Source organism: Streptomyces triculaminicus (assembly GCF_017349075.1).
Taxonomy (GTDB): domain Bacteria; phylum Actinomycetota; class Actinomycetes; order Streptomycetales; family Streptomycetaceae; genus Streptomyces; species Streptomyces triculaminicus.
Genome location: NZ_JAFMOF010000003.1, coordinates 468,322 through 494,115, shown reverse-complemented (window position 1 = coordinate 494,115; position 25,794 = coordinate 468,322). Strand labels below are relative to the sequence as shown.

Sequence of the window (25,794 nt, the reverse complement as noted above, 5' to 3'; positions counted from 1 at the left end):
GACCCCGGAGGACCTCCAGTGACTGCACGACCGCCGTCCGGCACGCCGACGCCCCCCGAGCGGGGGGCCGTGCCGGCCACGTTCCTGCCCGCGCGGCCCGGCCGGGTGCCGCCCCGCCGGCCCTCCGGAGCGCCGCCCGCCGGGCCGGCGGGCGAGCCCGGGGGCGTACGGCCGGCGGTGCCCCTCGACGACGACGCGCGCGGCCGTCTGCTGGCCGGCGCGCATCACGACCCGCACGGCGTGCTGGGGGCGCACCACGTACCGGGCGGTGTGGAGTTCCGGACCCTGCGCCCCTTCGCCCGCTCGGTCTCGGTGGTCGCCGAGGGGCTGTGCGTCCCGCTGTTCGACGAGGGCGACGGCCTGTTCGCGGCGGTGCTGCCGCTGAGCGAGATCCCGCCCGGCTACCGGCTGCGCGTCGCCTACGAGGACGCCGAGCCCGAGCTCGACGACCCGTACCGCTTCCTGCCCGCCCTGGGCGAGCTGGACCTGCACCTGATCGGCGAGGGCCGGCACGAGCAGCTGTGGCACGCGCTGGGCGCCCGGCCGATGACGCACGAGGGCGTGGTCGGCACCCGGTTCACGGTGTGGGCGCCGAACGCGCGGGGGGTGCGCGTGGCCGGCGACTTCAACTACTGGGACGGCACCGCCCATCCGATGCGCTCGCTGGGCGGCACCGGGGTGTGGGAGCTGTTCCTGCCGGGCGTCGGCGAGGGGGCACTGTACAAGTTCCAGATCACCCGGCCCGACGGCTCGCACAGCATGCGGGCCGACCCGATGGCCCGGCGCACCGAGGCGCCGCCGGCCAACGCCTCGATCGTGCACGCCTCGCACCACCTGTGGCGGGACGGCGCGTGGATGGACCGGCGGGGCGCGCGGCCCGTGCACCAGGCGCCCTTCTCCGTCTACGAGGTGCACCTGGCCTCCTGGCGCCCCGGGCTCACCTACCGGCAGCTCGCCGACCAGCTCCCCGCGTATGTGAAGGACCTCGGCTTCACCCATGTCGAGCTGATGCCGGTGGCCGAGCACCCCTTCGGCGGCTCGTGGGGGTACCAGGTCACCGGCTTCTACGCCCCGACCGCGCGACTGGGCACGCCCGACGACTTCAAGTACCTCGTCGACGCCCTGCACCGGGCCGGGATCGGGGTGCTGATGGACTGGGTGCCGGCGCACTTCCCGCGCGACGACTGGGCGCTGGCCGAGTTCGACGGCCGGCCGCTGTACGAGCCGCAGGACCCGGTGCGGGCGGCGCATCCCGACTGGGGCACGCTGGAGTTCGACTACGGGCGCCGGGAGGTCCGCAACTTCCTGGTGGCCAACGCGGTCTACTGGTGCGAGGAGTTCCACATCGACGGCCTGCGCGTGGACGCCGTCGCCTCGATGCTCTACCTCGACTACTCCCGGGGCCCGGGCCAGTGGTCGCCGAACGAGCACGGGGGCCGGGAGAACCTCGACGCGGTGGCCTTCCTGCAGGAGATGAACGCCACCGTCTACCGCCGCTGCCCCGGCGTCGTGACCGTCGCCGAGGAGTCCACCGCCTGGGACGGGGTCACCCGCGCCACCCACCTGCTGGGCGCCGGGGGCTTCGGGGGGCTGGGGTTCGGCCTGAAGTGGAACATGGGCTGGATGCACGACTCGCTGGAGTACGTCTCCAAGGAGCCGGTCCACCGCAAGTACCACCACGGCGACATGACCTTCGCCATGGTCTACGCGTACAGCGAGAACTACGTGCTGCCGATCTCGCACGACGAGGTCGTGCACGGCAAGCGCTCGCTGGTGTCGAAGATGCCGGGCGACTGGTGGCGGCAGCGGGCCGACCACCGGGCGTTCCTGGGCTTCATGTGGGCCCACCCCGGAAAGCAGCTGCTGTTCATGGGGCAGGAGTTCGCGCAGGGCGCGGAGTGGTCGGAGAGCCATGGCCCCGACTGGTGGCTGCTGGACCCCTCGTACGCCGCCGAGGCCGACCACCGCGGCGTACGCGACCTGGTGCGCGACCTCAACGCGCGCTACCGCGCGACGCCGGCGCTGTGGGAGCGGGACACCGTCCCCGAGGGCTTCTCCTGGGTCGACGGCAACGCCGCCGAGGACAACGTCTTCGCCTTCCTGCGTTACGCCGCCGACGGCTCGCCGCTGCTGTGCGTCAGCAACTTCTCCCCGGTCGTCCGCGGCGCCTACCGGCTGGGCGTGCCGGCCCAGGACACGGTGTGGGAGGAAGTCCTCAACACGGACGCCGCGCGCTACGGCGGCAGCGGCGTCACCAACACGGACCCGGTCAAGGGCGAGGCCGTCCGCAGCCACGGCCGCCCGGCGAGCGTCACCCTGACGTTGCCGCCGCTGGCCACGGTGTGGCTGCGGCCGGTGTGACGGGGGGGCCGTGCCCCGGACCCCGTGGGGTGGGGTCCCGGGGCGGAGGCCGGTCTCAGTGGTACAGGGCTTCGCCTCTGGCGGTTCTGGCGTAGAGCACGATTCGTCCCGTCCGGTGGGGTGCGATGAGGCCGGCTCGGGTGAGCTTGTGCAGGTGTGCGGATACGCCGCCCGGGGCCAGTCCGGTTCGGTTGGCGAGCTCCAGGGTGCCGGCAGGGGTTTCGAGGACGTCGAGGAGCATGGCGCGGGTGGCGCCGAGCGCCGGGGCCAGGTCGGCGTTGCCCGCGGGTGATTCCCAGAGGGTTCCGACGCCACGGACGGGATAGCGGATCACGGGGACCCAAGGCTCTGCTGTCTTGAAGTAGAGCTTCGGCCACGCGAACGCCGATGGCACCAGGACCAGGCCGCGCCCCTCGAGCGAGCGATGCGGATCGGGAATTCCTGCCTTCCGGCCGGCGATCCGCAGGGTTCCGGTGACCTGGTCGAAGGTCAGGTCGGGGTGGATGTCGGCGAACATCGCCGCGGGTCCGCGCTCGGTCAGCGAGCGCGCCCGGTAGTGGATGTCGGACTCGAGCAGGGCTCGGATCCTCGGCCAGTTCGGGGCCAGGGTGCGCTGCCAGTACTGACGCAGGTCGGTGACGATCGCTTCCAATGCGCGTCGGGGGGCGCGGAGCATCGGCGCCAAGCCGGCCGGCAGATCGTCGCCGAACGCTGCGGCCAGGTCGCGGCGGACGACGTCGGCAGGGGTGCGGCACACCTCGTCGAGTTCGTCGTCCAGCGCGGTCAGGGGTGACAGCGGGGTGGGCGCGAGAAACCCGGGAAGGTGGCTCGGAGGGCCGGCGGTCAGGTCGCGCGCCGCGGACGTCCCGGGTCCGGTGAGGAGCGGGTCGTCGCGGTGGTCGGACAGCCACGGCATGTGGATCGCGTGGCGTGCCGGCCGGGCCAGGGTCCTGATGGACGCCAGCAGCTCCCAGGCCGGCGAGACGGCCCAGCGCAGCCGGCTCAGATCGGCCGTACTCAAGGACAGAGTGAGCGTGGGCATCACGAGGATTCACTCTAACGTGAATCCGTTGAGGGCTGTGATGAGTTCCCGGAGGCTGCCTGCCATGACAGAGACAGCTGAGGCAGCAACCGCGACGGGACCGGCGGCGGCCCGGGCGGCCGTTCCACAGGACCGCACCCGGTATCTCACGGCGTCCGGGGTCGCGTTGTGGGGTTCCCAGATCGGTCAGGTGGCCGTTCCGTTGACAGCCGTCACCGTTCTGCACGCGGGGGCGGGAGGAACATCGCTGTTGAAGACCGCGCTCACACTGCCCTTCGTGATCCTCGGCCTGCCGGTCGGCGCGTGGCTGGACCGGGTGCGGCGCCGCCCGGTCATGATCGGCGCGGACCTGGTGCGGGCGGCCGCACTGACCTCCGTCCCCGTTGCCGCGTGGTTCGGGTGTCTGACGATGACCCACCTCATGGCAGTCGTGGTGGTTCAGGGGGTGGCGACGGTGTTCTTCGACCTGGCCACCCAGAGCCTCGTCAAGGACCTGGCCCCCGGTGCCCTGCTCGCACGCACCAACGCGCGCCTGGCCACGATCACCCAGGCAGCGGTCATCGCGGGTCCGCCCTTGGCCGGGTGGGCGGCCGGACTGCTGAGCGCCCCCACGGTTCTGCTCGTCATGGCCGCGGGATACCTGTGGTCCGCGGGGTGGCTGTCCACGCTCACCACGCACGAGCATCCGACCGGTGACGCCCCCCGACGGCGCCTCCTGCACGAGATCGGTGAAGGTGTCGCGTTCGTCGCCCGCCAGCCGGTCCTACGCACCGTGGTGATCGCCGGTTCCATGGTCAACATCGGCATCGCCGGCGTGATGACCCTGCTCCCCGTGCTCGCACTGACCGAGCTCGGGTGGAGCGAGGGAACGCTCGGGATGTTCCTCGGCACCGGCGGGCTCGGTGGCCTGATCGGCGCCGTGACAGCCGTCAGGCTGGCCGACAAGCTCGGTGCGGGTCGAGCCGTCCTGCTCGTCGGGATCGCGGTCGCACCCCTGGCCATCGCCATTCCCCTGCTCGGCCGGCCCGTACCCGGCCCCCTCGCGGCCACCGGGTGGGCGCTGGTCATGCTCAAAGTCGGCTTCGACTCCGTCCTGATGACGACCTTCCGGCAGCAGGTCACCCCCACCGGCCTCATGGCCCGGGTCAACGGCACCATGCGCGTGCTCTTCACCGGAGCGGTCGCGCTCGGCGCCGCGACAGCCGGCGCTCTGGCTACGGCCGTTGGCATCCGGTGGGCCCTGGCGGCCTCGGCCGCGTGCCTGGCCTGTGTGTGGATCCCGATCGCGCGTTCGCCGCTTCGGCGAATGACCGCCCTCAGGACCGCCCCGTAGCCGTCGCGAGCAGGGCTCGCAGGGCGGCCGGGGCGCGGGCGTCCGGCATGTCCTGAACGGGGCCAACCCGGTGCCGCCCCTCTGGTCGTGGTGGCAGGCCGCTGGTAGACAAGCGGCGTTGGCCACTGGATCACCGTCCGTACGACCGCGAACAGGGGGCACCACCATGCTCAACCGCGCACGAGCGATGACGGCACTGACAGCGGCAGCCTTGACAGCGGCGCTCTCCGCAGGCACCGCGGCCCAGGCCACTCCGGCCACCACCTCCGACCCGGGCGAACTCGCCGTAAAGCGCGCCCTCGTGGCAGCCGGCTCGTCCCCGGACGCCGACTTCACCGTGACGCCGGGCGGGACCGGCGCAGCCAACTGGAACGCAAGCCGGTACGGCTACACCGGCACCTTCCGCGACGGCTCGAGCATCCTGGACGTCGCCTGGACCTCGTCACGTCTCGAAAGCTTCGGGATCGCTCCGGACCGCACGATCTGGCACGCGTGGCCCGGCTCGGGCCGCTGGCAGGAAATGCCGCACAACGGTCGGGCCGACGACACGGGGGCGGCCGCGGCGCAGGGTGCCCGACGTGCCGTTTCCGTGGAGGTGTACGGCAGCGGCTACTGGTGCAGCGTCGACCCGGGCAACGGCCAATGGGGAGCCTGGTCCCGCTGCGGCTGACCCGGACAGCGCCTAGCGCCACCGCCCGGTCGCCGTTGCGAGCAGGGCTCGCAGGGCGGCCGGGGAGGTGGCGATCACGGTGTGGGGGGCGTCGCTCTCGCGGAGGAGCATTCGGCCGGGCGGTTCGGCGAGTTCTAAGCAGTCACCCTGCATGTCAGATGAGAAAGTCGATTCTTGCCACAGGGCAAGTTCTACACATGCCGCTGTGTCCGTGGAAAATGACGATTTTTGCCAGCGAATCTCCGACATGCCACACCTTCACCACTGTTGAGCGATATCACGCATAAGTTTGCGGGTATCGTCGGGGCCCAGAGAAATCTCTTCCGCATAGTCCAATCTAGCCCGATAGTTGGCCAGGTGAGCCTGCGCATCCAGCAGCGCACCACCGTGCGCTACATCGAGTTGAACTGTGTCCAGTTGGGGCACAGGGCCCGTAGCGTAGAGGACGGACAGGCCAGCCATGGAGAATCCACCGGCCGCAAACGGAATTGCACGCACGGTGATGTTCTCACGCTCCGATTCCTCGAGCACGTGCCGTAGCTGCCTGGCTGCCACCTCCGGCCCGCCGAACTGCATCCGCAGGGCAGCCTCATGTACCAGGAACGTGCAAGTAGGCGGATTATCCCTGTCCAGAACCGCCCGGCGCCGCATACGGAAGGAGACATTGCGGCGTAGTTCCGTGGGAGTCGACTTCGGAATGCCCGCGGCGAAGACCGCTTTGGCGTAGTCCTCCGTCTGCAGAAGCCCAGGCATATGCATGATCGTCATTGAGCGTAGGCCCAGGGCATGGTGCTCCATCTCGGCCACGTCGACGGCGGCCTTGATGACGATGTCGCGATAGTCGTCCCACCAGCCCCTGCCCCGCTCCTCGGCCAAACTCGCCAGGGCATCGATGTACGGCTGGTCGCCGCACGCATAGATCCGAGCGAGCGCCCTGATGCGCTCCACACTGACACCGAAGCGACCCGCTTCCATATTGGTGATGCCGGTCCGGTTACCGCCCAGTTGCTCCGCCACCTGCGGAGCGGTCATCCCCGCCTGCTCGCGCATCCTGCGCAGCTCGACGCCAAGCCGCCGCTGCCGGGCGGTTGGTGCTGTTCTCAATGGCACTTCGCTCCTCCCCTTGCAGGTCCATGCTGCCATGCGGTCAACCGTTCAACGGTTCACTCCGATGAGTTTCACGGAACCGCTAAACGCTTTTAGCGCCTGCCCTATGGTTCTACCAACATGCAGGAGCGCGACCGGAGTTCGGAGGACCCATGTACCGCAAAGGCGCCTACGTGGTGGACGTACGGGAAGACAGGATCGCCCAAGTGATCGGCGGCTCGAGCAGCCGCGTACAGCTGCAGAGCCCCGACGGCTCACTGCAATGGGAGGTACCCTTCGCGGCCCTGCGGTTGGCGACCGGCGAGGAGCGCGAGGCGGCGGGGCTGCGGCCCTACCTCGGTACGTGCCCCGACTGCGTAACGCTGGCGGCGCGCCGCCGCACCGTGCCGCCCGAGCAGCGCGGCAAGGCGGCGGCCGACGCGCACCGCCACTGGATCACGGCGCACTCCAGCTCGGAGGCGAGCCGGTGACGTGCCACCACCCCGAATGGGAATCCGCTGGATCCGGTGAGACCCGCTGCAAGCAGTGCGGAACCCGCCGCTTCACGGACTACGGCGCCCTACGACCCCCCGGCCTACCGCAAGCGGTGCGCCCACCGGCCCGTAGGCGCGCCAAGGCCGACCGGACGGCGGCCACGCTGATCTCCCGCACGGCCTACCACCTCAGCCACTGGGGCCTCAACCGCTCCCGCAGCCTTCTCCTGGCGGGGTGAACCAACAGGCCGCAACGCGAATAATCGTGCTGGTCCGAACCCAGCTCACCCGCCTGGACGGTCATCTGGCCGGGCGCCAGCAGATCGCGGCCCGCCTGTGCGCCGCTCTGGACGGCGCGTGCCGGGCATCCACATGCCGCACGTGCCGGTCTGGCACCGTGAGGAGGACGCCCGCCTCGCCGATGCCGACACCGCGGCCGTCGCCAAAGTCGCCTCCCACGCCAAGGACCTGCTGTGAGTTCCCTCGACACCGCTCTGCTCGAAGACCTCGCCCGCACCGCCGAACGCGACGGCATCGCCAAGACCGTCGTGGGTGCCGTCATCGCCGACGCCGAAGGCAAGGTCCTGCTGCTGCACCGGCCGGCCGACGACTACCTCGGCGGGCTGTGGGAGCTGCCCTCCGGCGGCGTCGACACTGGCGAGTCCCTCATCGAGGCACTGCGGCGCGAGGTCGCGGAGGAGACGGGGCTGACGGTCACGGCCATCGGCGGCTACCTCGGCCACTTCGACTACCGCTCCGGCAGTGGCCGCGCCACCCGCCAGTTCAACTTCACCGCCACCGTCGCGAGGGAGACGGTCGCGCTCACCGAGCACGACGAGCACCTTTGGGCCGACCGCACCCAGCAGAACCAGGTCTCCAACGCCGTCCAGGCCGTTCTCGACATCTGGCGCGACCAGGCAGTCTGACCGGCTCCCGAGCCTCAGCCGGGCCCCGGCCGCCCTCTCCCGGAGGACTGCCGGGGCCCGCCGCTGTATGGGGTCGGCGCCGCGCCCAGGGCGTACGCCGAAGCCATGCGCTCGGTGTGCGCCCGGGGCGATGGCGGCCGACCCTGGACGCAGGGGGCCGGCTCCAACCGGAGGGTGAACGCCATCATGAAGACTCCCCCGATCGTTCCGCCGCAGGAGTGGGAGGCCGCGCGCCAGGAGCTGCTGGTGGAGGAGAAGCGGCTGACCCGTGCGCGTGACGCGCTGGCCGCCAAGCGGCGGCGGATGCCGTGGACGGCGGTGGAGAAGGAGTACGCGTTCGACGGCCCCGAGGGCAGGGTGGGTCTGCTCGACCTGTTCGCGGGGCGTCGTCAGCTGATCGTCTACCGCGCCTTCCACGAGCCCGGGGTGTTCGGCTGGCCCGAGCACGCCTGTCGCGGGTGCTCGATGGTCGCCGACCACGTCGGCCACCTCGCCCATCTGAACGCCCGCGACACCACGCTCGTCTTCGCCTCGCGCGCGCCGCAGCCGGACATCGAGCGGGTTAAGGGGCGGATGGGCTGGACGATGCCCTGGTACACGATCACCGACACCTTCGACGCCGACTTCGGTGTGAACGAGTGGCACGGCACGAACGCGTTCATCCGCGACGGCGACAGGGTCTATCGCACCTATTTCATCAACGCCCGCGGCGACGAGGCACTGGGGAGCACCTGGAGCTACCTCGACATGACGGCGCTCGGGCGGCAGGAGACATGGGAGGACTCCCCCGAGGACTATCCCCGGACCCCGCCGTACGAATGGTGGAACTGGCACGACGCATACGGCGACGCCGCCGAGCCGGCGCCGGAGTGGCTGGCCAGGACCCGCCAGGGCCCCCGGGGCCGGCGCGACTGAGCCCTTACGCCGGTACCGGCTCCCTTTCTCCCGAGGGGTCCGGGGCCTCGCCGTGGCCGTGGGCGTCGTCGAGCAGGGTCGCCTCGTCGAAGGGGGCCCGGCCGGCGAGGACCTCGGCCATCCGCTCCTTGTCGATCTCCTTGGTCCAGGTGCCGATCAGGACGGTGGCCACCGCGTTGCCCGCGAAGTTGGTCATGGCGCGGGCCTCGCTCATGAAGCGGTCGATGCCGACGATCAGACCGACGCCGTCGACCAGCTCGGGGCGGTGCGACTGCAGGCCGCCCGCGAGGGTGGCGAGCCCGGCTCCCGTCACTCCGGCCGCGCCCTTCGACGCAACGATCATGAACAGCAGCAGGGAGATCTGCTGGCTCACCGAGAGCGGCTGCCCCATGGCCTCGGCGACGAACAGCGACGACATCGTCAGGTAGATGGCCGTGCCGTCGAGGTTGAAGGAGTACCCCGTGGGGACGGTGATGCCGACGACCGGGCGGCTGACGCCCAGGTGCTCCATCTTCGCGATCAGTCGCGGCAGCGCCGACTCGGACGACGACGTCGACAGGATCAGCAGGAACTCGCGCCCCAGGTACTTGAGCAGGGTGAAGATGTTGACCCCCGCCACCAGGCGCAGCAGCGTGCCCAGCACCACGATCACGAAGATCAGACAGGTGGTGTAGAAGCCGATCATGATGACGGCCAGGGACTTCAGGGCGTCGACGCCCGTCGCCCCGACCACCGCCGCGATCGCGCCGAACGCGCCCACCGGCGCCGCCCACATGATCATGCCGAGGACGCGGAAGACCAGCTTCTGGATGTGGCCGATGCCGCGCAGCACCGGTTCGCCGGCCGGGCCCATGGCCTGCAGGGCGAAGCCGCAGAGCAGCGCGACGAGCAGGGTCTGCAGCACCTGGCCGCCGGTGAAGGCGGAGACCATGGTGGTCGGGATGATGCCGAGCAGGAAGGCGGAGGTCGACTCGTGGGCGGCGCCCTTGGCCTGGGCCTCGCCCGCGTGCCGGAGGGAGTCCGTCAGGTGGAGGCCGCTGCCGGGCTCCAGGAGGTTGCCGACGACCAGACCGATGGCGAGGGCGACGGTGGACATCAGCAGGAAGTAGCCGAGCGCGAGCCCGCCCACCGCGCCGACCTTCGCGGCCTTGCGCACCGATCCGATGCCGAGCACGATCGTGCAGAAGATGACGGGCGAGATCATCATCTTGATCAGGTTGACGAAGCCGGTGCCCAGCGGCTTGAGGTCGACCGCGACGCCGGGTGCCGCGAAGCCGACCACGATGCCCGCGAGCACCGCGCCGATCACGGCGAGATAGAGGTAATGGGTCCGGTCGGGCCTGCGGCCGGCCGATGGGGACTGCACTGCCACGGTTGTCTCCTCGTGTGCCTGGACGCGTCCGTACGTCGTCGCGGAGACTATGCACGCGGATGTGACGGCGGTCACCCTTGCGTGCATTACGTTCACGAACGCAAGGGCAGGCACACTGTCCGCCATGCGCAAACCTCGCATACGCCGCCCCCGCAGCCTGGCCGGCCGGCTCTTCGCGATGCAGATCGTGCTGGTCACCGCCGTGGTGGCCGCCTGCGCGGTCTTCGCCTACGTCTCCGGACGCGGTCAGGCCCAGGAGGCTGCCCGCCGGCAGGTCACGGCCGCCGCGGCCGCCGTCGCCGCGTCCCCCGCCGTGCGCGCGGCGGTGCGTACGCCCGATCCCAGCGCGGCGCTGCAGCCGTACGCCGAGCGGGTGCGCCACGACACCGGCGTCGACTTCGTGACGATCATGAGCCCGGGCGGGGTCCGCTGGACCCACCCCGACCCGCTCCGGATCGGCGAGCGCTTCCTCGGCCACACGGGCCCCGCCCTGCGCGGGCAGGCGTTCTCGGAGACGTACACCGGCACGCTGGGCCCGTCCGTGCGGGCCGTCGTGCCCGTGCGGGGCGGTTCCGCCGGCGTCACCGCGCTGGTCAGCGCCGGCATCACCGTGGACGCGATCAGCGCAGAGGTGCGCCGCCAGCTGACCGTGCTGTTCGTGGTGGCGCTGTCCGTGCTCGCCCTCGGCGGGGCCGGGACGTACCTCCTCAACTCCCGGCTGCGCCGCCAGACCCACGGCATGAACGCCGCCGAGCTCGGCCGCATGCGCGACTACCACGAGGCCGCGCTGCACGCGGTGCGCGAGGGGCTGCTGATGCTGGACGGGAGCCGGCGCATCGCGCTGATCAACGACGCCGGGCGGGAGCTGCTGGGCCTGCACGGCGACGTCGTCGGCCGCCGCGTGGACGCCCTCGGGCTCACGCCGTCCGTCACCGAGGCCCTGCTGGCCCCCGGGCCGCGCGTCGACGAGGTGCACCTGACCGCCGAGCGGATCGTGGTGGTCAACACCTCGCCCGTCTCCGGCGGGGAGCGGCACGGCACGGTGGTGACCCTGCGCGACCACACCGAACTGCAGGCGCTGTCCGGCGAGCTGGACTCCGTCCGCGGCTTCGCCGAGGCGCTGCGCTCGCAGGCGCACGAGGCCGCCAACCGGCTGCACGCGGTGGTCTCCCTCATCGAGCTCGGCCGCGCCGACGAGGCCGTGGACTTCGCCACCGCCGAGCTCGAGCTGGCCCAGGCCCTGACCGACCGGGTCGTCGCCGCCGTCGCCGAACCGGTCCTGGCCGCGCTGCTGCTGGGCAAGGCCGCCCAGGCCAACGAGCAGGGCGTGGAGCTCGTCCTGGCCGACGACACCCGCGTCGACGACGGGCTCCTGCCGCCCGGCCTGCCCGCCCGCGACCTGGTCACCGTCCTCGGCAACCTCGTCGACAACGCCGTCGAGGCGGCCCGCGACGCCCACCGCCCCGGCCGGGTCGTCGTCACCGTGTGCGCCGAGGGCGGCGAACTGCTGCTGAGGGTCGGCGACAGCGGCCCCGGCGTCGCGGCCGACGCCGTGGACGAGGTGTTCCGGCGCGGCTGGTCCACCAAGTCGCCGGGGCCCGCGCCGCACGGCCGCGGGCTCGGGCTGGCGCTCGTGAAGCAGGCCGTCCGCCGCAACGGCGGCACGGTCGCCCTCGGCGTCTCCCCCTGCGGCGGGGCCGAGTTCACGGTCCGGCTGCCCCTGAGTGTCCGTACGTCCGAAGGAGTCCCCGCATGAGCACGAGCCCGAGACCGCTGCCGGGAGCGGCCGCGCCCCCGATCCGGGTGCTCGTCGTCGAGGACGATCCCGTGGCCGCCGACGCCCACGCGCTGTACGTGGGCCGGGTGCCCGGGTTCACGGTCGCGGGCGTGGCGCACTCGCGGTGCGACGCCTCGCAGTTCCTCAAGCGCACGGCCATCGACCTGCTCCTGCTGGACCTCTACCTGCCCGACGGCCACGGCCTGCAGCTGGTGCGCTCGCTGCGCGCGGCCGGGCACGCCGCGGACGTCATCGCCGTCACCTCCGCCCGCGACCTGGCCGTGGTGCGCGAGGGGGTGTCGCTGGGCGTCGTCCAGTACGTGCTCAAGCCGTTCACGTTCTCCACCCTCCGCGACCGCCTCGTGCGGTACGCGGAGTTCCGGGCCGCCGCCGGGGAGGCGAGCGGGCAGGAGGAGGTGGACCGGGCGCTCGGCGCGCTGCGTGCGCCGCAGCCGGTGGCGCTGCCCAAGGGGCTGGCCGTGGACACCCTGCAGGCCGTCACCGAGACCCTGCGGTCGGCCGGCGACGGCGGCCTCTCGTCGGGGGCGGCCGCGACCTCCGTGGGCGTCTCGCGGATCACAGCGCGGCGCTACCTGGAGTACCTCGTGGACACCGGACGGGCCGGACGGGCCCCGCAGTACGGGCAGATAGGCCGGCCCGAGTTGCTCTACCGCTGGGCCGGCAGGCGCTGAGGGCAGCCCGGGCGCGTGCGGCGGGGCCGCCGGGGTACGTACGACTCGACATCCCAAGGTGCAGGAGGTCGTGCCGTGCGCCCCACCAGCCCCGTACCCCTCGTCGCAGCCCTCACCGCCCTCGCCGCCCTCGCGACGCTCACCGCCTGCGGCGACTCCGGTGGTGACCCGGATACCGTGAAGGTCGTCTATCCGCGCAGCACGGACAACAAGGTCCGGCTCATGGACGACTATCTGGCCGTGATCAAGAAGCAGTTCGAGCGGGAGCACGAAGGCAAGAAGCTCCGGCTCATCCCCGTCCAGGCCACCCAGGACGACTACTACGCCAAGGTCCAGCAGATGATGCGGTCGCCCAAGACCGCACCGGACGTCGTGCACGAGGACACCTTCGTCCTCAACTCCGACGTCAAGAGCGGCTACTTGAGAGCCCTGGACGACAGGTTGGCCGGCTGGAAGCAGTGGGGCCGCTTCGCGCCGGCCGCGAAGGCGTCGGTGCGGGCGGAGGACGGGAAGACGTACGGGGTGCCGGACGGCACCGACACCCGCGCCCTGTGGTTCAACAAGGAGCTCTTCGCCCGCGCCGGTCTGCCGGCCGACTGGCACCCGAAGACCTGGAACGACGTCCTGGACGCCGCCCGTACGCTCAAGCGCAAGCTGCCCGGGGTGATCCCCCTCAACGTCTACACCGGCAAGGGCGCCGGCGAGGCCGCCTCGATGCAGGGCTTCGAGATGCTGGCGTACGGCACCGGGGCCGACCCGCTCTACGAGCCGTCGTCGAAGAAGTGGGTGACGGGCGGGGCGGGCTTCCGCGACGCGCTGGAGTTCGTGCGGACCGTCTACGCCGAGAAACTGGGCCCCGAGCCGTCGGACGCCCTCTCCCCCACCATCGGCACCCGGGTGACCACCGACTGGCTGCCGGGCGGCAAGCTCGCCATCGCCCTGGACGGCTCCTGGCTCGGCAAGTTCTGGCTCCCCTCCGGGGCCCGGCCCTGGCCCCAGTGGTCGAAGGTGATGGGGCGGACGGCCTTCCCCACGCGGGACGGCACGGCACCCGGGCGCGTCAGCCTCTCCGGCGGCTGGGCCTGGTCGGTGAGCGCCAAGTCACCCCGGGCCGACCTCGCCTGGCAGCTCGTCGAAACCCTGCAGAGCCCCGCCAACGCCACCGACTGGACCGTGCGGGACGCGCAGATCGCCGTGCGCGACGACGTGGCCGCGGCTTCCGCCTACCGCACGTCGATGCCGGGCATCTCCTTCTTCACCGACCTCGTCCAGGTCACCCACCACCGCCCGGCGCTGCCGGTCTACCCGCAGGTCTCCAACGCCATCCAGGAGGCCATGGAGTCCGTCACGACCGGCGACGCCGACGCGGCGCAGGCCGCCCGGCGCTACGACGAGCGGCTGCGCTCGATCGCGGGCCCGGCGGGCGTGACGGCCCGGTGAGCGCGCGCCACGCCGCGGGCGGTCTGCCGCGCTGGCTCCCTCTCGCCCCGGCCACCCTGCTGTTGCTGCTCTTCCTCGCCGGGCCGATCGGCTACTGCGTCGTCCTGGCCTTCACCGACACCCAGCTCTCGGGCCAGGCCTCGGCCTCGTTCGTCGGCCTCGCCAACTTCCGGCGCGCCTTCGCCGACGACGACTTCGCCCACGCGGTGCTGCTGACCCTGGTCTTCACGGTCCTGTCGTCGATCGTCGGCCAGAACACCCTGGGCTTCGCCCTCGCCGCCCTGATGCGACGCGCCTCGAAGGCGGTGCGGACGCTGACGGGCACGGTGGTGATCGCCGCGTGGGTGCTCCCGGAGATCGTCGCCGGTTTCCTGCTCTACACGTTCTTCACCCGGGAGGGCACGCTGAACGCCGTCCTGGAGGGGCTGGGCCTGCCCGGCCAGAACTGGCTGTTCACCCTGCCGATCCTGGCCGTCTCGTTCGCCAACGTCTGGCGGGGCACGGCCTTCTCGATGCTGGTCTACTCGGCCGCGCTCGCGGAGATCCCCCGGGACGTGACGGAGGCGGCGGAGGTCGACGGGGCGAGCGGCGTGCGCCGCTTCTGGCACATCACCCTGCCGATGATCCGCCGCTCGATCGGCACGAACCTGATGCTCAACACCCTGCAGACACTGTCGGTCTTCGGCCTCATCTGGGCGATGACGCGGGGCGGGCCGGGCAACCGCAGCCAGACGCTGCCGGTGTTCATGTACGACCAGGCGTTCCTGAAGTCCCTGATCGGCTACGGCACGGCGGTGGCGCTGCTGCTGTTGCTGGTGGGAGGGCTGTTCTCAGCGGTGTACGTGCGGTTGCTGCGAGAGGAGGTGTGAACGGGCCCCCTCCCGCGGCGACCGGGGACTGCTGACCCAGCGGGGACTGCCGGCCGAGCGGGACTGCCGGCCGAGCGGGGACTACTGGCCGAGCGGCGAGACGGCGTTGCACAGCGCCAGGCCCGTGTCCGAGGCCTTGGCGGTCTTCTCGTCCAGGACCTTGCCCTTGTACGTGATCTTGCAGCCGCCCTCGCCCTCGGTGACCATCGCGCTCACGGTCGGGGACTCGATGCCCTTGAGGGTGACCGTCTTCTTCCACGGCGTCTTCGGCTTCTCCTCGGTGGTGAAGTCCGGCTTGGCCGCCGAGCCCTTGCCCTCGTTGAAGTCGACCGAGTCGACGGAGCCGGTGACCTCGTAGGTGACCTCGAAGCTCCCGCCCACGGCCTTGTCGACCGTGTCCACGGCCTTGTCCTCGACCTTCTTCTTGGCGTCGGAGGCCTTCTCCTCGACCGACTTCCTGCCCTCGGTGCCCTCCTCCTTCCCGGCCGCCTTCCTGACGTCCTCGGTGCTGCAGCCGGTCACGGCGGTCAGCGCCAGGCCGGCCACGGCGAGGGCGGAAAGGGAGCGGGTGACACGGGCGGTGCGCTTCACGAAAAAGGTTCCTTCGAGCATTGGGGGGTGGGTACAGCCGCTCGAGTCAACAGCAAAGAAAAAGTAAAGACAAGCCTCGGAACATAACGGTTGGGCAGGGCGGGAGAAGGGACGGAACCTCAGGTTCCGCCCCTTCTCGACCGGCGTCAGGAATGGGAGCGGACGCCCGCCCCGCCCTTCCCGTGACGCGTCAGCACCACCAGGTTGGCGACGGCGCCGAAGAGCCCCGTAAAGGCGGCGACCCGGTCACCGGGCAGCGCGAGACCCGCGCCCAGCACGACGATGACGACCACCACCACGACGGCGATATCCGGGAACGGCTTGCGCTTCCACGGGGGCCGTAGGGGACGATAAGAGAGCGACTGACCCATCCGGTCCGTCCTTCCCGCCGATGACATCGGCTGGCTGGGCCGCCTGTGTCCTCTTGTGCTCGCGAGGCCGGGGACACTGGCGGCTTGTCAACTTCCGCGCCACCAGCATGTATTGACCGTCTGCCCCTGTTCAATCGAACGAGACAATACGACTACAATACGCGCCCAATCGGCGACAATGGGGGACGACATGCCCAGACGGCTCACGCACCTGGATTCGGCCGACGGACCCTTGGCCCGGTTCGCCCTCGAACTCCGCGCCCTGCGCGACGCCGCCGGCTTCGACGCCCCGACGGTCGATCAGATCGCCGCGCGGGCGCACATACCCCGCTCCACCCTCTACGCGGCCCTGCGCGGCCGGCGCGTACCGACGCGCCCGGTCCTGGGCGCCCTGGTCACGGCCTGGGGCGGGGATCCGGTGGAGTGGCTGATGAAGCGCACGGCGACGGAGGCGGAGCTGGAGGCGAACCGCCACCGGCGCCCGGTCGTACCCGCTCCCCGCGAGCCGCTCCCGAGCGCGCCGGTGGTGGAACGAGCGCCGCTGCCGCAGCAGTCCGGCATCGGACCCTCGCGAGGCGCCGCCGGCTTCGCCGCCGACCTGCGGCGGCTACGGATAGAGGCGGGCAACCCGTCGTTGCGGCAGATCGCGGACCGGATCCGCGGCAACGACGCGCTGCCCACCACGGTCAGCCACTCGTCGCTGGGCGACGTGTTCCGCGGCCGGCGCATCCCCACCTGGGCCGTCGTGCGCTGCATCGTCTGGGCCCTCGACGGCAACGAGCAGGAGTGGCGGGAGCGCTGGCGGGACCTCCAGGCGGTGACCTACGGAATCAGGTAGTTGTAGACCTCGAACACCGTCGAGTCGAACGGCGGCGCTCCCAGCTCCATCGCCGCCGGAATGACGATCTTCTCCAGGAAGGCGCGGAACGCCTCCTCCGACTCCCAGACGTCGACCACCTGCCACTCGCCCTCGCCCGCCGGCGTGGCGACATGGGCCAGCAGCCCGGCCGGCGGGTTCGTCCTGTCCGGAATCGCCTTGTCGATCGTCGCCTGGTAGAGCTCCGGGTTCCACCCCGCGCCACGGCTGTGCACCATCACTGCCATCTGTCGCTCCCTCCGCACCTGAGGTTGCTTGCGCGTTCAACGCTACGGTCGGGCCCGGTTCGGGCAGGAGTCGTGTCCGTCCCGCCTCGCGGCACGCCCCCACGCCGGAGCGCGGAACCGGCGCTGCACCCTTCGTTGGCAGCGGTGCCGAACTCGCTTGCGGCGTGCGGGGTTTGTGACGATGCCCGGTGCGGCCGGCTCGTGGACTCACCCCATGACAACCGTCGGCGGCGTCACCGGCGGCTGCGGCTTGATCACCGCGAACGTCGCCCCGAAGGGGTCGGCCAGCCAGGCCATGCGCCCGACGTCCGGGACGTCGGAGGCCGGCACCCGCACGGACCCCCCGCCCCCCTGCGTCGCACGGACGACCGTGTCGACGTCGGCGACGGCGAAGTAGGGGATCCAGCGCGGGGTCTCGGTCTCCTCGAGGAGGGGGACGACGCCACCGAAGGACGCTTCCTGCTGGTCGTCGCCCTCCGCGGTCGACAGGACCGTGTACGTCATGCCGGGAACCTTGAGGTCGGCGGAGCGCCAGCCGAAGACGCCCCGGTAGAAGGCCTTCGCGGCGGCGAGATCGCCAGCGTGGAGCTCGGTCCAGCACAGGCATCCCTCGTCGGAGGTCTTCTCGAGGCCCTTGACGGCTGCCGGCTGCCAGACGGCGAAGTCGGCGCCGCCGGGGTCGGTGAAACAGCCCATGCGGCCGGCTTCCATGACGTCGAAGGGGGCGACGCGGGTGACACCGCCGCCCTTCTCGACGGCTTTGGCGGTGGCGTCGGCGTCGGGGGTCTGAAAGTAGACGGTCCAGGCGGAGCTTGCGCCGTCCTCGCTGAGGGGGCCGAGGGCGGCGACGTTCTTTCCGTCCTTCTTGAAGAAGCCGTAGCCCCCGGCGTCGGGACCGGCGGATTCGAGGTCCCAGCCGAAGACGGAGCCGTAGAAGGCGGTGGCCGCCTCCGTGTCGGGCGTGCCGAGGTCGAGCCAGTTGGGAGCGCCGGTGACAAAGTCGGTGGTGAGCATGGTGGTGTGCTCCTTCGACGGATTCCGCCGGTTTTATCCGGCCGGGTTCAGTCTGGCACCGGCGGCCGGGGCGCGCCCGGCGCGCGGGGGTGCGGGCTGGGCGTACGGGCATGGGGGCCGTCACCCGAACGGAGCAGTCCTCCGATCGCCCCGGGGGGCGGGGAGAGGGACGATGGAGGTGCCATCAGGAGAGCACGTCACGATCGCACGCACTCAGGAGGCACACATGACCACGGCCAAGGAGATCATGCACCCCGGAGCCCACTGGCTCACCAAGTCGGACAACCTGGAACGCGCGGCACAGATGATGCGCGACCTGAACATAGGCGCCCTGCCGGTGGCCGACGAGAACAACAACGATCGGCTGTGCGGCATCATCACCGACCGCGACATCGTGGTGAAGTGCGTGGCCGAGGGCCGCGCGCCGGCCGAGTGCACGGCCGCCGAGCTCTGCGAGGGCACGCCACGCTGGGTGGACGCCAACGCCGACATCGAAGAGGTGCTCCACGAGATGGAGGGTCACCGCATCAAGAGGGTGCCCGTGGTCGAGAACAAGCGCGTGGTCGGCATCATCAGCGAGGCGGATCTCGCCCAGCACCTCACGGACGACCAGATAGCCGAGTTCGCCGAGATGGTCTACGCCCGGCGCTGACCACCGCCCACCCGGCCGGCCCGGCGGGCCGTCTTCCCGGAACGAAGGGCCGAGGAGGCCGATCATGACCAAGGCCAAGGACATCATGCACGAGGGCGCGCAGTGGATCACGCGTGAGGAGACACTGACCCGTGCCGCCCAGGTGATGCAGCTGCTCGACGTGGGCGCCCTGCCGGTCAGCGACGACAACGGCCGGCTGTGCGGCATCATCACCGACCGGGACATCGTCGTGAAGTGCCTGGCCAAGGGGCACGACCCGGACAAGGTGACCGCGGCCGACCTGTGCGAGGGCACGCCCCGCTGGATCGACGCGAACGCCGACGTCGACGACGTCCTGCACGAAATGGAGATTCACAGGATCCGCCGGCTGCCGGTGATCGAGAACAAGCGCCTGGTCGGCATGATCAGCGAGGCCGACGTCGCCCGGCACCTGCCGGACGCCCAGGTCGCTGCCTTCGCCGGGCAGATCTACTCACCCGCCCACTGAGGGCCTCACCCGGCCCCCGACGCCGGGTAACGCACACCTCCGGCGCGCGCTACGCTCCCCTTGGCCCGCTCGCGCGACGCCGCGCCGGCGGTACGCCACGCCGTGCCGCGCCCCGGAGGTGCCATGCGCCCGCTCCTCGCCCGCCGCACCCGTCACCGTCTGGCCGCCGACGCCGCCCTGCTGGGCGTCGCGGCGGCCTTCGCCGTACCGCTGCTGTGGCTCGTCCTGTCGTCCGTGGACGCGGAGGCCGGCCTTCGCGTGCGGACCCCCGCGCGCCTCACGCCGGAGAACTTCTCGTCCGTCCTGACCGACGAGATCACCTTCACCCCCATGCTCAACAGCCTCCTGCTCTGCGGCGGGGCCACCCTGCTGACGATCGCCTGCGCGGCCCTCGCCGCGTATCCGCTGTCGCGCTACCGCTCGCGCTTCAGCCGGCCGTATCTCCTGGGGCTGCTGTTCGCCACGTGCCTGCCGATCACGGCGATCATGGTGCCGGTGTACGGGCTGTTCGTGCGGATCAACCTCATCGACACCGTCTACGGCACCGCGCTGTTCCTCGCGACCGCCCAACTGCCCTTCGCCATCTGGCTGATGAAGAACTTCATGGACGGCGTGCCCGTCCTGCTGGAGGAGGCGGCCTGGACGGACGGCGCGGGCCGGCTGCAGACGCTGGTCAGGGTCGTGCTGCCGCTGATGGGGCCGGGCGTGGCGGTGGTGACGGTCTACTGCTTCATCATGATGTGGGGCAACTTCTTCGTGCCCTTCATGCTGCTGCTCACCCCCGACCAACTGCCCGCGTCCGTCAGCATCTTCACCTTCTTCGGAAACTACGGACAGGTCGCCTACGGGCAGCTGGCGGCCTTCTCGATCCTCTACTCCACGCCCGTGATCCTTCTCTACGCGCTCATCGCACGGCGCCTGGGGGGCGGCTTCGCGCTCGGCGGCGCGGTCAAGGGGTGAGCGGAGGGATCTGTGGTCAGTAGAAGCCCAGCATGCCGGGCGAGTCGATGTCCACGGCGACCACGCCGGGCGGGTAGGCGCTCTCGTGACCGGTCAACAGGATCGACATGCCGGTGAATTCGGCTCGCGGGAGGGCGCAGTACAGGGCATGGCAGGTGTCCGGGCCCCCGTAGCCGTCGCGGATCATCGTGCCGACACTGACGGCGGCGGTCATGCCGAGATTGTCGACAGTGACGCAGGGGAAGCCGAGCGCGCGACGCGAGGCGCCGACGTCCTCGGCTTCGGCCTGCATGAGGCACAGCGCGGGGATGACCAGCTGGTCGCCTGTGCGCGTCATGTTGACCGCGAGAAGATTGAGAGTCTTGTGCCCCTGCACGAGGGCGAGCGTGGCAGAGGTATCGAGGATGATCACGCGGCGTCGCTCCGCGCGACCCTGGCCTTGTCTGCAGCGATCTTGTAGATGTTGCCGAGGATGTCCGGCGCCTGATCGAACTCCTCGTCGCTGATGTCGAGGCCGATCACCGTGCGTACATGCTCGCGGGCGGCGGCGAGCCGCTCGGCGCGTTCCGCGGCGGTCGGCTGCTCGGCGGCCAGCGCCTCGACCAGCTGACCGAGGGTGATGCCGCGATCCTTCGCAAGCTCAGCCAGATGATCACGGGTCTTGCGTGGAACCTGGATCGTCGTGGTGTCCATAGCCGCACCATAGACCACCGATAGCCCGTTGCGCCGCCTCTTTCACCCCTTCGGGTTTCGTGCACCTCGAGGAGGACGCCGTCCGTCTCCAGGACTACGCGGGCGTACCCCTGGCGACCCAAAGTCCGACGCCGGATTCCGGCCGCACGGCTGACGTATCGCCCGGCGGCCGCGCCGAGGATTGGAAGCGTTGATTCCGTCCTCGTGCCCCCTCCCGGAGGAGACCTCGTGTCCCACTCGGCCGCAGCCCATGCCCTCCCCCACCCGCACCCCGGCCACGGCCGCGGCGCCGTCGCCGCCCGTGCCACGGGACTGAGCAAGGTCTACGGGCAGGGTGAGACCCGTGTGGCGGCCCTGGACGCGGTGTCGGTGGAGTTCCGGCGCGGCGAATTCACCGCGATCATGGGGCCGTCGGGCTCCGGCAAGTCGACGCTGATGCACTGCATGGCGGGCCTGGACTCGATCTCCTCCGGGTCCACCCTCATCGGCGACACCGAGCTCGGCTCGCTCGGCGACCGGCAGCTGACCCGGCTGCGCCGGGACAAGGTCGGCTTCGTCTTCCAGGCCTTCAACCTGCTGCCGACCCTGACCGCGCTGGAGAACATCACCCTGCCGATGGACATCGCGGGCCGCAAGCCGGACCAGGAGTGGCTGGGGCAGATCGTGACGACGCTCGGCCTGTCCGGCCGCCTCGCGCACCGGCCGAGCCAGCTGTCGGGCGGCCAGCAGCAGCGGGTGGCCGTGGCCCGCGCGCTCACCTCCAAGCCCGAGATCATCTTCGCGGACGAGCCGACCGGCAACCTCGACTCCCGCTCGGGCGCCGAACTCCTGGGCTTCCTCCACGAGTCCGTACGGGCGCTGGAGCAGACGATCGTCATGGTCACCCACGACCCCGTCGCCGCCTCCTACGCCGACCGCGTCCTCTTCCTCGCCGACGGCCGCATCGTCGACGAGATGCGCGAGCCGACGGCCGACGCGGTCCTCGATCGCATGAAGGCCTTCGACGCCAAGGGCCGTACGAGCTGATCAGCGCCCTGATCCACGCCCTGATCCCCGCCGGCCTCGAACGTCAGGACTGACCCACTCACCATGTTCCGTACCGCCTTGCGCAATCTCCTCGCGCACAAGACCCGGCTGATGATGACCGCGCTCGCGGTCCTCCTCGGCACCGCCTTCGTCTCCGGCACCCTCGTCTTCAGCGACTCCGTCGGCAGCGCCTTCCGCGACCGGATGTCCAAGAGCCTCGGCGACGTCGCCGTCTCCGTCACCGCGGGCGGTGCCCGCCCCGGCACCGACGCCGAGGCGGAGGCCGCGCGGCCCCTCGACGACCGCGTCGTCGACTCCATACGCGCCCTGCCCGGCGTGGCCGCCGTCCGCCCGTCCGTCGGCGGCGCGGCCGTGATCGCGGACAAGGGGAACAACCCCGCCGGCAGCGAGTGGGGCAGCACCGGCGCCAACTACGTACCCGGCGCGAACGGCAAGGACAGCCGCTACCCGATCGTCAAGGGCCGGGGCCCCGCCGCCGAGGGCGAGATCGTCCTGGACGCGAAGACGGCCGGGAAGACGGGCGCCAAGGTCGGCGGCACCGTCCGGCTCGCCGTCGACGGTCCGGTGATGACCAAGAAGCTCGTCGGCATCGCCGAGACCGACGACCCGCGTGTCAGCGCGGGCGGCAGCCTCGCCCTGTTCGACACGGCGACCGCGCAGAAGCTCTTCGGCAAGCCCGGCGAGTTCAGCGAGCTCGTCGTCTCCGCGACCCCCGGCACCGACCAGCAGAAGCTGACCGCCGACGTCCGCCGGGTGCTGCCGCGGTCCTTCGAGGCCCAGAGCGGCAAGCAGCTCGCGGCCGCCGAGTCCGAGATGATCGACGAGCAGACGAGCTCGATCCGCAAGACGCTCCTGGTCTTCGCCGGCATCTCCCTCTTCGTCGGCGTCTTCATCATCGCCAACACCTTCACCATGCTCATCGCCCAGCGCAGCCGGGAGATCGCGCTGCTGCGGGCCGTCGGCGCCACGCGGCGCCAGGTGGTGCGCTCGGTGCTGATCGAGGCGGGCCTGCTGGGCCTGACCGCCTCCGTCGTCGGCTTCGTCCTGGGCCTGGGCGTGGCCACCGGTCTGCGCTCGGTGCTGAACGCGACCGGCGCGAGCCTGCCGGACGGCCCGCTGGTCGTCACGCCGACGGCCGTACTGTCCGCCCTCGGCGTCGGCGTCGTGGTGACCGTGCTCGCCGCCTGGCTGCCCTCCCGCAAGGCCGCGCGGATCGCCCCGGTCGAGGCGCTCGCCGCCGTCGACCAGGCGCCGGCCCCCCGCGGCCTCGTCCTGCGCAACTCCCTCGGCGCGGCGCTCACCGGCCTCGGCGTGGCGACCATGCTGTACGTCACCACGTTCAAGAACAGCAGCGGCATGCAGTACGCCATGGCCGGCTCGGCGCTCACCCTCGCCGGCGTGATCGTCCTGGCCCCGCTGCTCTCCCGCCCGTTCGTCCACCTCTTCGGACGGCTCGCGATCCGGCTCTCCGCCGTCAGCGGCAAGCTCGCCCGTCAGAACGCGCTGCGCAACCCGCGCCGCACCGCCGCCACCGCGTCCGCCCTGATGATCGGCCTCACCCTGATCACCGGTCTGACCGTGGCCGCCGTCTCGGCGGACCGGGGCATGGCCAAGCTCGGCCCGCAGGACCTGACCGCCGACTACAAGGTCAGCTCGTCCAGCTACCAGGGCCTCTCCCCCGAGATCGCCAGGACGCTCGCCGGGCAGCCCGGCGTCGACGCGGCCGTCGCGCTGCGCACGACCGGCTTCCGGACGGACGACCACCCCTCGCTCGCCCTGGCCACGGATGTCGCGGCCATCGCCAAGGTGGCGGACGTCCGTATGGTCAGCGGCTCGCTGTCCGACGTCCGCGGCACCTCCGCCGTCGCGGTCTCCGAGACGTTCGCCAAGGACCGGGGCCTGAAGGCCGGTGCCGCCCTGCCGATGTCCTTCTACGACGGAAAGAAGGCCGCCCCGCGCGTCGTCGCCGTCTACCGGGACAACGACGTGCTCGGCTCGGTCCTCACCGCCCCCGCCCTCCTGAACCCGCACATGGACAAGGTGCGCGACGACCAGGTGCTGCTGAAGGCCGCCCCGGCCCGGGCGAAGGACCTGCCCGCCAAGATCAAGGAGACGCTCGGCGGCAACCCGCTCATCAAGGTCCAGAGCCAGGACGACCTGCGTCGCGCCGACGCCGGCAGCATCGACGACATCCTCTACCTGATGTACGGGCTGCTGGGCATGGCCGTCGTCATCGCCGTCATCGGCGTCGTCAACACCCTGGCCATGTCGGTCTTCGAGCGGACCCGGGAGATCGGGATGCTGCGCGCGATCGGCCTGGACCGGCGCGAGGTCAAGCGGATGGTCCGGCTGGAGTCCGTGATGATCGCGATGTTCGGCGCGGTGCTGGGCGTCGGGGTCGGCGTCTTCCTCGCCTGGTCAGGCGGCCACCTGCTGCGCTCGTCCTTCCCGCAGTACGCCATGGTCGTGCCGTGGGGCCGGATCGGGGTGTTCCTGCTGCTGGCCCTCGCGGTCGGCGTGCTGGCCGCGGTCTGGCCGGCCCGCCGGGCGGCGAAGCTGGACACGCTGGAGGCGATCGGGGCGCAGTGAGCCCCGCGCCGTGGGGCGCGTGAGCGAAAGGGCGGTGGGTCCAGTGGACCCACCGCCCTTTCGTCGTAGCTGAAAGGTAGGGGCTAGAAGACCGACTCCGCCTCGTTCATCCGGTTCTCCGGGACGCGCTTGAGCTCGGTCACCGCGTCGGCCAGCGGCACCATCGTGATGTCGGTGCCCTTCAGCGCGGTCATCTTGCCGAAGTCGCCGCGGTGGGCGGCCTCGACCGCGTGCCAGCCGAAGCGGGTGGCGAGGACGCGGTCGTACGCGGTGGGCGTGCCGCCGCGCTGCACATGGCCGAGGATGACCGGGCGGGCCTCCTTGCCCAGGCGGCGCTCGAGCTCACCGGCGAGCTTGGTGCCGATGCCGGCGAAGCGCTCGTGACCGAACTGGTCTATGGCGCCCTTGGCGTAGTCCATGGACCCCTCGGCGGGGTGGGCGCCCTCGGCGACGCAGATGACGGCGAACTTCTTGCCACGGGCGAAGCGCTCCTCCACCATCTTCACCAGGTCGGCCGGGTCGAAGGCGCGCTCGGGCAGGCAGATGCCGTGGGCGCCGCCGGCCATGCCGGACTCCAGGGCGATCCAGCCGGCGTGGCGGCCCATGACCTCGACGACCATCACCCGCTGGTGGGACTCCGCGGTGGTCTTGAGGCGGTCGATGGCCTCCGTGGCGACGCCCACGGCGGTGTCGAAACCGAAGGTGCGGTCCGTGGAGGAGATGTCGTTGTCGATGGTCTTGGGGACGCCGACGACGGGCAGGCCCGCGTCGGAGAGCATCTTGGACGCGGTGAGCGTCCCCTCGCCGCCGATCGGGATGAGCACGTCGATGCCGAGGTCGCGGGCGAGCTCCTTGGAGCTCTCGCACGCCTCGCGCAGCCGGGCGCGCTCCAGGCGGGACGAGCCGAGGATGGTGCCGCCGCGGGCCAGGATGCCGCTGACGGCGTCCAGGTCGAGCTTGCGGTGGCGGCCTTCGAGCAGCCCCTTGAAGCCGTCCTCGAAGCCGATGACCTCGTCGCCGTGGCCGACAAGCGCCCGGTGTACCACCGAACGGATGACAGCGTTCAGGCCAGGGCAGTCTCCGCCCGCGGTGAGGACTCCGATGCGCATCGTGCTGTGTCTCCTGCTCGCTACTGGTACCTGTGAGCCGGACCGATTCTGTCACGGGCCGGGCGGTAGTGCGGCACTCCGCCATCACCCCCTTGACGCGCGCCTTATCCACGGTCGCAGGTATTGTCAAGAGGTCAAGGCCACCTTAACGGGTCTAATTTCTTCCGAACGACAGTCCGAAGAACACTCGGCGAAGCACT

Annotated in this window: 28 protein-coding genes; 17 read left to right on the top strand and 11 right to left on the bottom strand. The window is 71.2% G+C overall.

Annotation, left to right across the window (positions count from 1 at the left end):
* Nucleotides 1-18 precede the first annotated feature (18 nt).
* Nucleotides 19-2,361, top strand: a complete 2,343-nt coding sequence (gene glgB / locus J1792_RS20895; RefSeq protein WP_372446144.1) for a 1,4-alpha-glucan branching enzyme — start codon at nucleotides 19-21, stop codon at nucleotides 2,359-2,361.
* 55 nt (nucleotides 2,362-2,416) lie between these two features.
* Here glgB and J1792_RS20890 read toward each other — a convergent pair whose 3' ends face one another.
* Nucleotides 2,417-3,382 carry a DUF5937 family protein gene (locus tag J1792_RS20890; RefSeq protein WP_179198832.1) on the bottom strand — a complete coding sequence of 322 codons (966 nt, stop codon included), beginning with the start codon at nucleotides 3,380-3,382 and terminating at the stop codon, nucleotides 2,417-2,419.
* Here J1792_RS20890 and J1792_RS20885 point away from each other — a divergent pair.
* Entirely contained in the window at nucleotides 3,276-4,736 is a 1,461-nt protein-coding gene (locus tag J1792_RS20885; protein WP_086568181.1) for an MFS transporter, read from the top strand. The genes J1792_RS20890 and J1792_RS20885 overlap by 107 nt on opposite strands.
* A 166-nt stretch (nucleotides 4,737-4,902) precedes the next feature.
* The gene (locus tag J1792_RS20880) at nucleotides 4,903-5,406 is read left to right on the top strand and encodes a hypothetical protein (protein ID WP_143587609.1); all 504 of its coding nucleotides are present in this window, start codon (nucleotides 4,903-4,905) and stop codon (nucleotides 5,404-5,406) included.
* 12 nt (nucleotides 5,407-5,418) lie between these two features.
* Here the strand turns inward: J1792_RS20880 and J1792_RS20875 are convergent, their stop codons facing one another.
* Together J1792_RS20875 and J1792_RS20870 are read right to left on the bottom strand one after the other, a co-directional pair.
* Entirely contained in the window at nucleotides 5,419-5,655 is a 237-nt protein-coding gene (locus tag J1792_RS20875) for a DUF397 domain-containing protein (RefSeq protein ID WP_207247977.1), read from the bottom strand.
* Nucleotides 5,656-5,664: 9 nt separating this feature from the next.
* Nucleotides 5,665-6,516 (bottom strand): helix-turn-helix domain-containing protein, encoded by an 852-nt coding sequence (locus tag J1792_RS20870; RefSeq protein WP_207248161.1) that lies wholly within the window; start codon nucleotides 6,514-6,516, stop codon nucleotides 5,665-5,667.
* 149 nt (nucleotides 6,517-6,665) lie between these two features.
* On the opposite strand from J1792_RS20870, the gene J1792_RS20865 reads away from it, so the two are divergent.
* The 4 genes from J1792_RS20865 to J1792_RS20855 all read left to right on the top strand — a co-directional run bounded on the left by J1792_RS20865 (nucleotide 6,666) and on the right by J1792_RS20855 (nucleotide 8,827).
* The gene (locus tag J1792_RS20865; RefSeq protein WP_086568173.1) at nucleotides 6,666-6,983 is read left to right on the top strand and encodes a hypothetical protein; all 318 of its coding nucleotides are present in this window, start codon (nucleotides 6,666-6,668) and stop codon (nucleotides 6,981-6,983) included.
* A complete protein-coding gene (locus J1792_RS35850; protein ID WP_372446143.1) occupies nucleotides 6,980-7,225 on the top strand; it encodes a DUF6255 family natural product biosynthesis protein in 246 nt (81 codons plus the stop codon). Before J1792_RS20865 ends, J1792_RS35850 begins: the two co-directional genes overlap by 4 nt.
* A gap of 234 nt (nucleotides 7,226-7,459) precedes the next feature.
* Nucleotides 7,460-7,912 (top strand): NUDIX hydrolase, encoded by a 453-nt coding sequence (locus J1792_RS20860; RefSeq protein WP_207247976.1) that lies wholly within the window; start codon nucleotides 7,460-7,462, stop codon nucleotides 7,910-7,912.
* Between the two features lie 186 nt (nucleotides 7,913-8,098).
* Nucleotides 8,099-8,827, top strand: a complete 729-nt coding sequence (locus J1792_RS20855; RefSeq protein ID WP_207247975.1) for a DUF899 domain-containing protein — start codon at nucleotides 8,099-8,101, stop codon at nucleotides 8,825-8,827.
* Between the two features lie 4 nt (nucleotides 8,828-8,831).
* Here the strand turns inward: J1792_RS20855 and J1792_RS20850 are convergent, their stop codons facing one another.
* Nucleotides 8,832-10,199: a cation:dicarboxylate symporter family transporter gene (locus J1792_RS20850; RefSeq protein WP_372446142.1), complete on the bottom strand. Its 1,368-nt coding sequence runs from the start codon at nucleotides 10,197-10,199 to the stop codon at nucleotides 8,832-8,834.
* A gap of 124 nt (nucleotides 10,200-10,323) precedes the next feature.
* Between J1792_RS20850 and J1792_RS20845 the strand changes: the two genes are divergently transcribed.
* From J1792_RS20845 to J1792_RS20830, 4 genes are all read left to right on the top strand, one after another.
* Nucleotides 10,324-11,955, top strand: coding sequence for a sensor histidine kinase (locus J1792_RS20845; protein WP_207247974.1), 1,632 nt, complete (start codon nucleotides 10,324-10,326; stop codon nucleotides 11,953-11,955).
* Nucleotides 11,952-12,668, top strand: coding sequence for a response regulator (locus J1792_RS20840; protein WP_086568165.1), 717 nt, complete (start codon nucleotides 11,952-11,954; stop codon nucleotides 12,666-12,668). The genes J1792_RS20845 and J1792_RS20840 overlap by 4 nt, the downstream gene beginning before the upstream one ends.
* Before the next feature lie 75 nt (nucleotides 12,669-12,743).
* Nucleotides 12,744-14,108 (top strand): extracellular solute-binding protein, encoded by a 1,365-nt coding sequence (locus J1792_RS20835; RefSeq protein WP_207247973.1) that lies wholly within the window; start codon nucleotides 12,744-12,746, stop codon nucleotides 14,106-14,108.
* Nucleotides 14,105-14,977 (top strand): carbohydrate ABC transporter permease, encoded by an 873-nt coding sequence (locus J1792_RS20830; protein WP_207247972.1) that lies wholly within the window; start codon nucleotides 14,105-14,107, stop codon nucleotides 14,975-14,977. The genes J1792_RS20835 and J1792_RS20830 overlap by 4 nt, the downstream gene beginning before the upstream one ends.
* Before the next feature lie 81 nt (nucleotides 14,978-15,058).
* Here the strand turns inward: J1792_RS20830 and J1792_RS20825 are convergent, their stop codons facing one another.
* Both J1792_RS20825 and J1792_RS20820 read right to left on the bottom strand, forming a co-directional pair.
* Entirely contained in the window at nucleotides 15,059-15,568 is a 510-nt protein-coding gene (locus tag J1792_RS20825; RefSeq protein WP_086568161.1) for a hypothetical protein, read from the bottom strand.
* A 146-nt stretch (nucleotides 15,569-15,714) separates the two neighbouring features.
* Nucleotides 15,715-15,939: a hypothetical protein gene (locus J1792_RS20820; protein ID WP_143587608.1), complete on the bottom strand. Its 225-nt coding sequence runs from the start codon at nucleotides 15,937-15,939 to the stop codon at nucleotides 15,715-15,717.
* A 190-nt stretch (nucleotides 15,940-16,129) separates the two neighbouring features.
* Between J1792_RS20820 and J1792_RS20815 the strand changes: the two genes are divergently transcribed.
* Complete coding sequence (locus J1792_RS20815) at nucleotides 16,130-16,777, top strand: helix-turn-helix domain-containing protein (RefSeq protein ID WP_179198830.1); 648 nt, start codon at nucleotides 16,130-16,132, stop codon at nucleotides 16,775-16,777.
* Here J1792_RS20815 and J1792_RS20810 read toward each other — a convergent pair.
* Both J1792_RS20810 and J1792_RS20805 read right to left on the bottom strand, forming a co-directional pair.
* Nucleotides 16,762-17,043 (bottom strand): hypothetical protein, encoded by a 282-nt coding sequence (locus J1792_RS20810; protein ID WP_086568158.1) that lies wholly within the window; start codon nucleotides 17,041-17,043, stop codon nucleotides 16,762-16,764. The genes J1792_RS20815 and J1792_RS20810 overlap by 16 nt on opposite strands.
* 207 nt (nucleotides 17,044-17,250) lie before the next feature.
* Nucleotides 17,251-18,057 carry a VOC family protein gene (locus J1792_RS20805; RefSeq protein WP_086568156.1) on the bottom strand — a complete coding sequence of 269 codons (807 nt, stop codon included), beginning with the start codon at nucleotides 18,055-18,057 and terminating at the stop codon, nucleotides 17,251-17,253.
* Between the two features lie 226 nt (nucleotides 18,058-18,283).
* Here J1792_RS20805 and J1792_RS20800 point away from each other — a divergent pair, with 226 nt between their 5' ends.
* The 3 genes from J1792_RS20800 to J1792_RS20790 all read left to right on the top strand — a co-directional run bounded on the left by J1792_RS20800 (nucleotide 18,284) and on the right by J1792_RS20790 (nucleotide 20,156).
* On the top strand, nucleotides 18,284-18,709 hold the full coding sequence (locus J1792_RS20800; RefSeq protein ID WP_086568154.1) for a CBS domain-containing protein: 426 nt from the start codon (nucleotides 18,284-18,286) through the stop codon (nucleotides 18,707-18,709).
* 64 nt (nucleotides 18,710-18,773) lie between these two features.
* The gene (locus J1792_RS20795; RefSeq protein WP_086568153.1) at nucleotides 18,774-19,196 is read left to right on the top strand and encodes a CBS domain-containing protein; all 423 of its coding nucleotides are present in this window, start codon (nucleotides 18,774-18,776) and stop codon (nucleotides 19,194-19,196) included.
* Between the two features lie 123 nt (nucleotides 19,197-19,319).
* The gene (locus J1792_RS20790; RefSeq protein WP_207248160.1) at nucleotides 19,320-20,156 is read left to right on the top strand and encodes a carbohydrate ABC transporter permease; all 837 of its coding nucleotides are present in this window, start codon (nucleotides 19,320-19,322) and stop codon (nucleotides 20,154-20,156) included.
* A 16-nt stretch (nucleotides 20,157-20,172) separates the two neighbouring features.
* Here the strand turns inward: J1792_RS20790 and J1792_RS20785 are convergent, their stop codons facing one another.
* Together J1792_RS20785 and J1792_RS20780 are read right to left on the bottom strand one after the other, a co-directional pair.
* A complete protein-coding gene (locus tag J1792_RS20785; protein WP_086568149.1) occupies nucleotides 20,173-20,568 on the bottom strand; it encodes a PIN domain-containing protein in 396 nt (131 codons plus the stop codon).
* A complete protein-coding gene (locus J1792_RS20780) occupies nucleotides 20,565-20,849 on the bottom strand; it encodes a hypothetical protein (protein ID WP_086568148.1) in 285 nt (94 codons plus the stop codon). Before J1792_RS20780 ends, J1792_RS20785 begins: the two co-directional genes overlap by 4 nt.
* A 228-nt stretch (nucleotides 20,850-21,077) precedes the next feature.
* On the opposite strand from J1792_RS20780, the gene J1792_RS20775 reads away from it, so the two are divergent.
* A complete protein-coding gene (locus J1792_RS20775; RefSeq protein WP_086568147.1) occupies nucleotides 21,078-21,875 on the top strand; it encodes an ABC transporter ATP-binding protein in 798 nt (265 codons plus the stop codon).
* Between the two features lie 63 nt (nucleotides 21,876-21,938).
* The gene (locus J1792_RS20770) at nucleotides 21,939-24,485 is read left to right on the top strand and encodes an ABC transporter permease (RefSeq protein ID WP_207247971.1); all 2,547 of its coding nucleotides are present in this window, start codon (nucleotides 21,939-21,941) and stop codon (nucleotides 24,483-24,485) included.
* An 83-nt stretch (nucleotides 24,486-24,568) separates the two neighbouring features.
* Here the strand turns inward: J1792_RS20770 and J1792_RS20765 are convergent, their stop codons facing one another.
* Nucleotides 24,569-25,594, bottom strand: a complete 1,026-nt coding sequence (locus tag J1792_RS20765; RefSeq protein ID WP_086568144.1) for an ATP-dependent 6-phosphofructokinase — start codon at nucleotides 25,592-25,594, stop codon at nucleotides 24,569-24,571.
* Nucleotides 25,595-25,794 lie beyond the last annotated feature (200 nt).

What these genes read in the sequence shown, in the direction of transcription:
- J1792_RS20815 (WP_179198830.1), top strand. Translation starts at nt 16,130, where the DNA reads ATGCCCAGACGGCTCACGCACCTGGATTCGGCCGACGGACCCTTGGCC.
- J1792_RS20840 (WP_086568165.1), top strand. Translation starts at nt 11,952, where the DNA reads ATGAGCACGAGCCCGAGACCGCTGCCGGGAGCGGCCGCGCCCCCGATC.
- J1792_RS20795 (WP_086568153.1), top strand. Translation starts at nt 18,774, where the DNA reads ATGACCAAGGCCAAGGACATCATGCACGAGGGCGCGCAGTGGATCACG.
- J1792_RS20810 (WP_086568158.1), bottom strand. Translation starts at nt 17,043, where the DNA reads ATGGCAGTGATGGTGCACAGCCGTGGCGCGGGGTGGAACCCGGAGCTC.
- J1792_RS20845 (WP_207247974.1), top strand. Translation starts at nt 10,324, where the DNA reads ATGCGCAAACCTCGCATACGCCGCCCCCGCAGCCTGGCCGGCCGGCTC.
- J1792_RS20875 (WP_207247977.1), bottom strand. Translation starts at nt 5,655, where the DNA reads ATGTCGGAGATTCGCTGGCAAAAATCGTCATTTTCCACGGACACAGCG.
- J1792_RS20855 (WP_207247975.1), top strand. Translation starts at nt 8,099, where the DNA reads ATGAAGACTCCCCCGATCGTTCCGCCGCAGGAGTGGGAGGCCGCGCGC.
- J1792_RS20865 (WP_086568173.1), top strand. Translation starts at nt 6,666, where the DNA reads ATGTACCGCAAAGGCGCCTACGTGGTGGACGTACGGGAAGACAGGATC.
- J1792_RS20800 (WP_086568154.1), top strand. Translation starts at nt 18,284, where the DNA reads ATGACCACGGCCAAGGAGATCATGCACCCCGGAGCCCACTGGCTCACC.
- J1792_RS20820 (WP_143587608.1), bottom strand. Translation starts at nt 15,939, where the DNA reads ATGGGTCAGTCGCTCTCTTATCGTCCCCTACGGCCCCCGTGGAAGCGC.
- J1792_RS20885 (WP_086568181.1), top strand. Translation starts at nt 3,276, where the DNA reads ATGTGGATCGCGTGGCGTGCCGGCCGGGCCAGGGTCCTGATGGACGCC.
- J1792_RS20770 (WP_207247971.1), top strand. Translation starts at nt 21,939, where the DNA reads ATGTTCCGTACCGCCTTGCGCAATCTCCTCGCGCACAAGACCCGGCTG.
- J1792_RS20765 (WP_086568144.1), bottom strand. Translation starts at nt 25,594, where the DNA reads ATGCGCATCGGAGTCCTCACCGCGGGCGGAGACTGCCCTGGCCTGAAC.
- J1792_RS20805 (WP_086568156.1), bottom strand. Translation starts at nt 18,057, where the DNA reads ATGCTCACCACCGACTTTGTCACCGGCGCTCCCAACTGGCTCGACCTC.
- J1792_RS20880 (WP_143587609.1), top strand. Translation starts at nt 4,903, where the DNA reads ATGCTCAACCGCGCACGAGCGATGACGGCACTGACAGCGGCAGCCTTG.
- J1792_RS20780 (WP_086568148.1), bottom strand. Translation starts at nt 20,849, where the DNA reads ATGGACACCACGACGATCCAGGTTCCACGCAAGACCCGTGATCATCTG.
- J1792_RS20790 (WP_207248160.1), top strand. Translation starts at nt 19,320, where the DNA reads ATGCGCCCGCTCCTCGCCCGCCGCACCCGTCACCGTCTGGCCGCCGAC.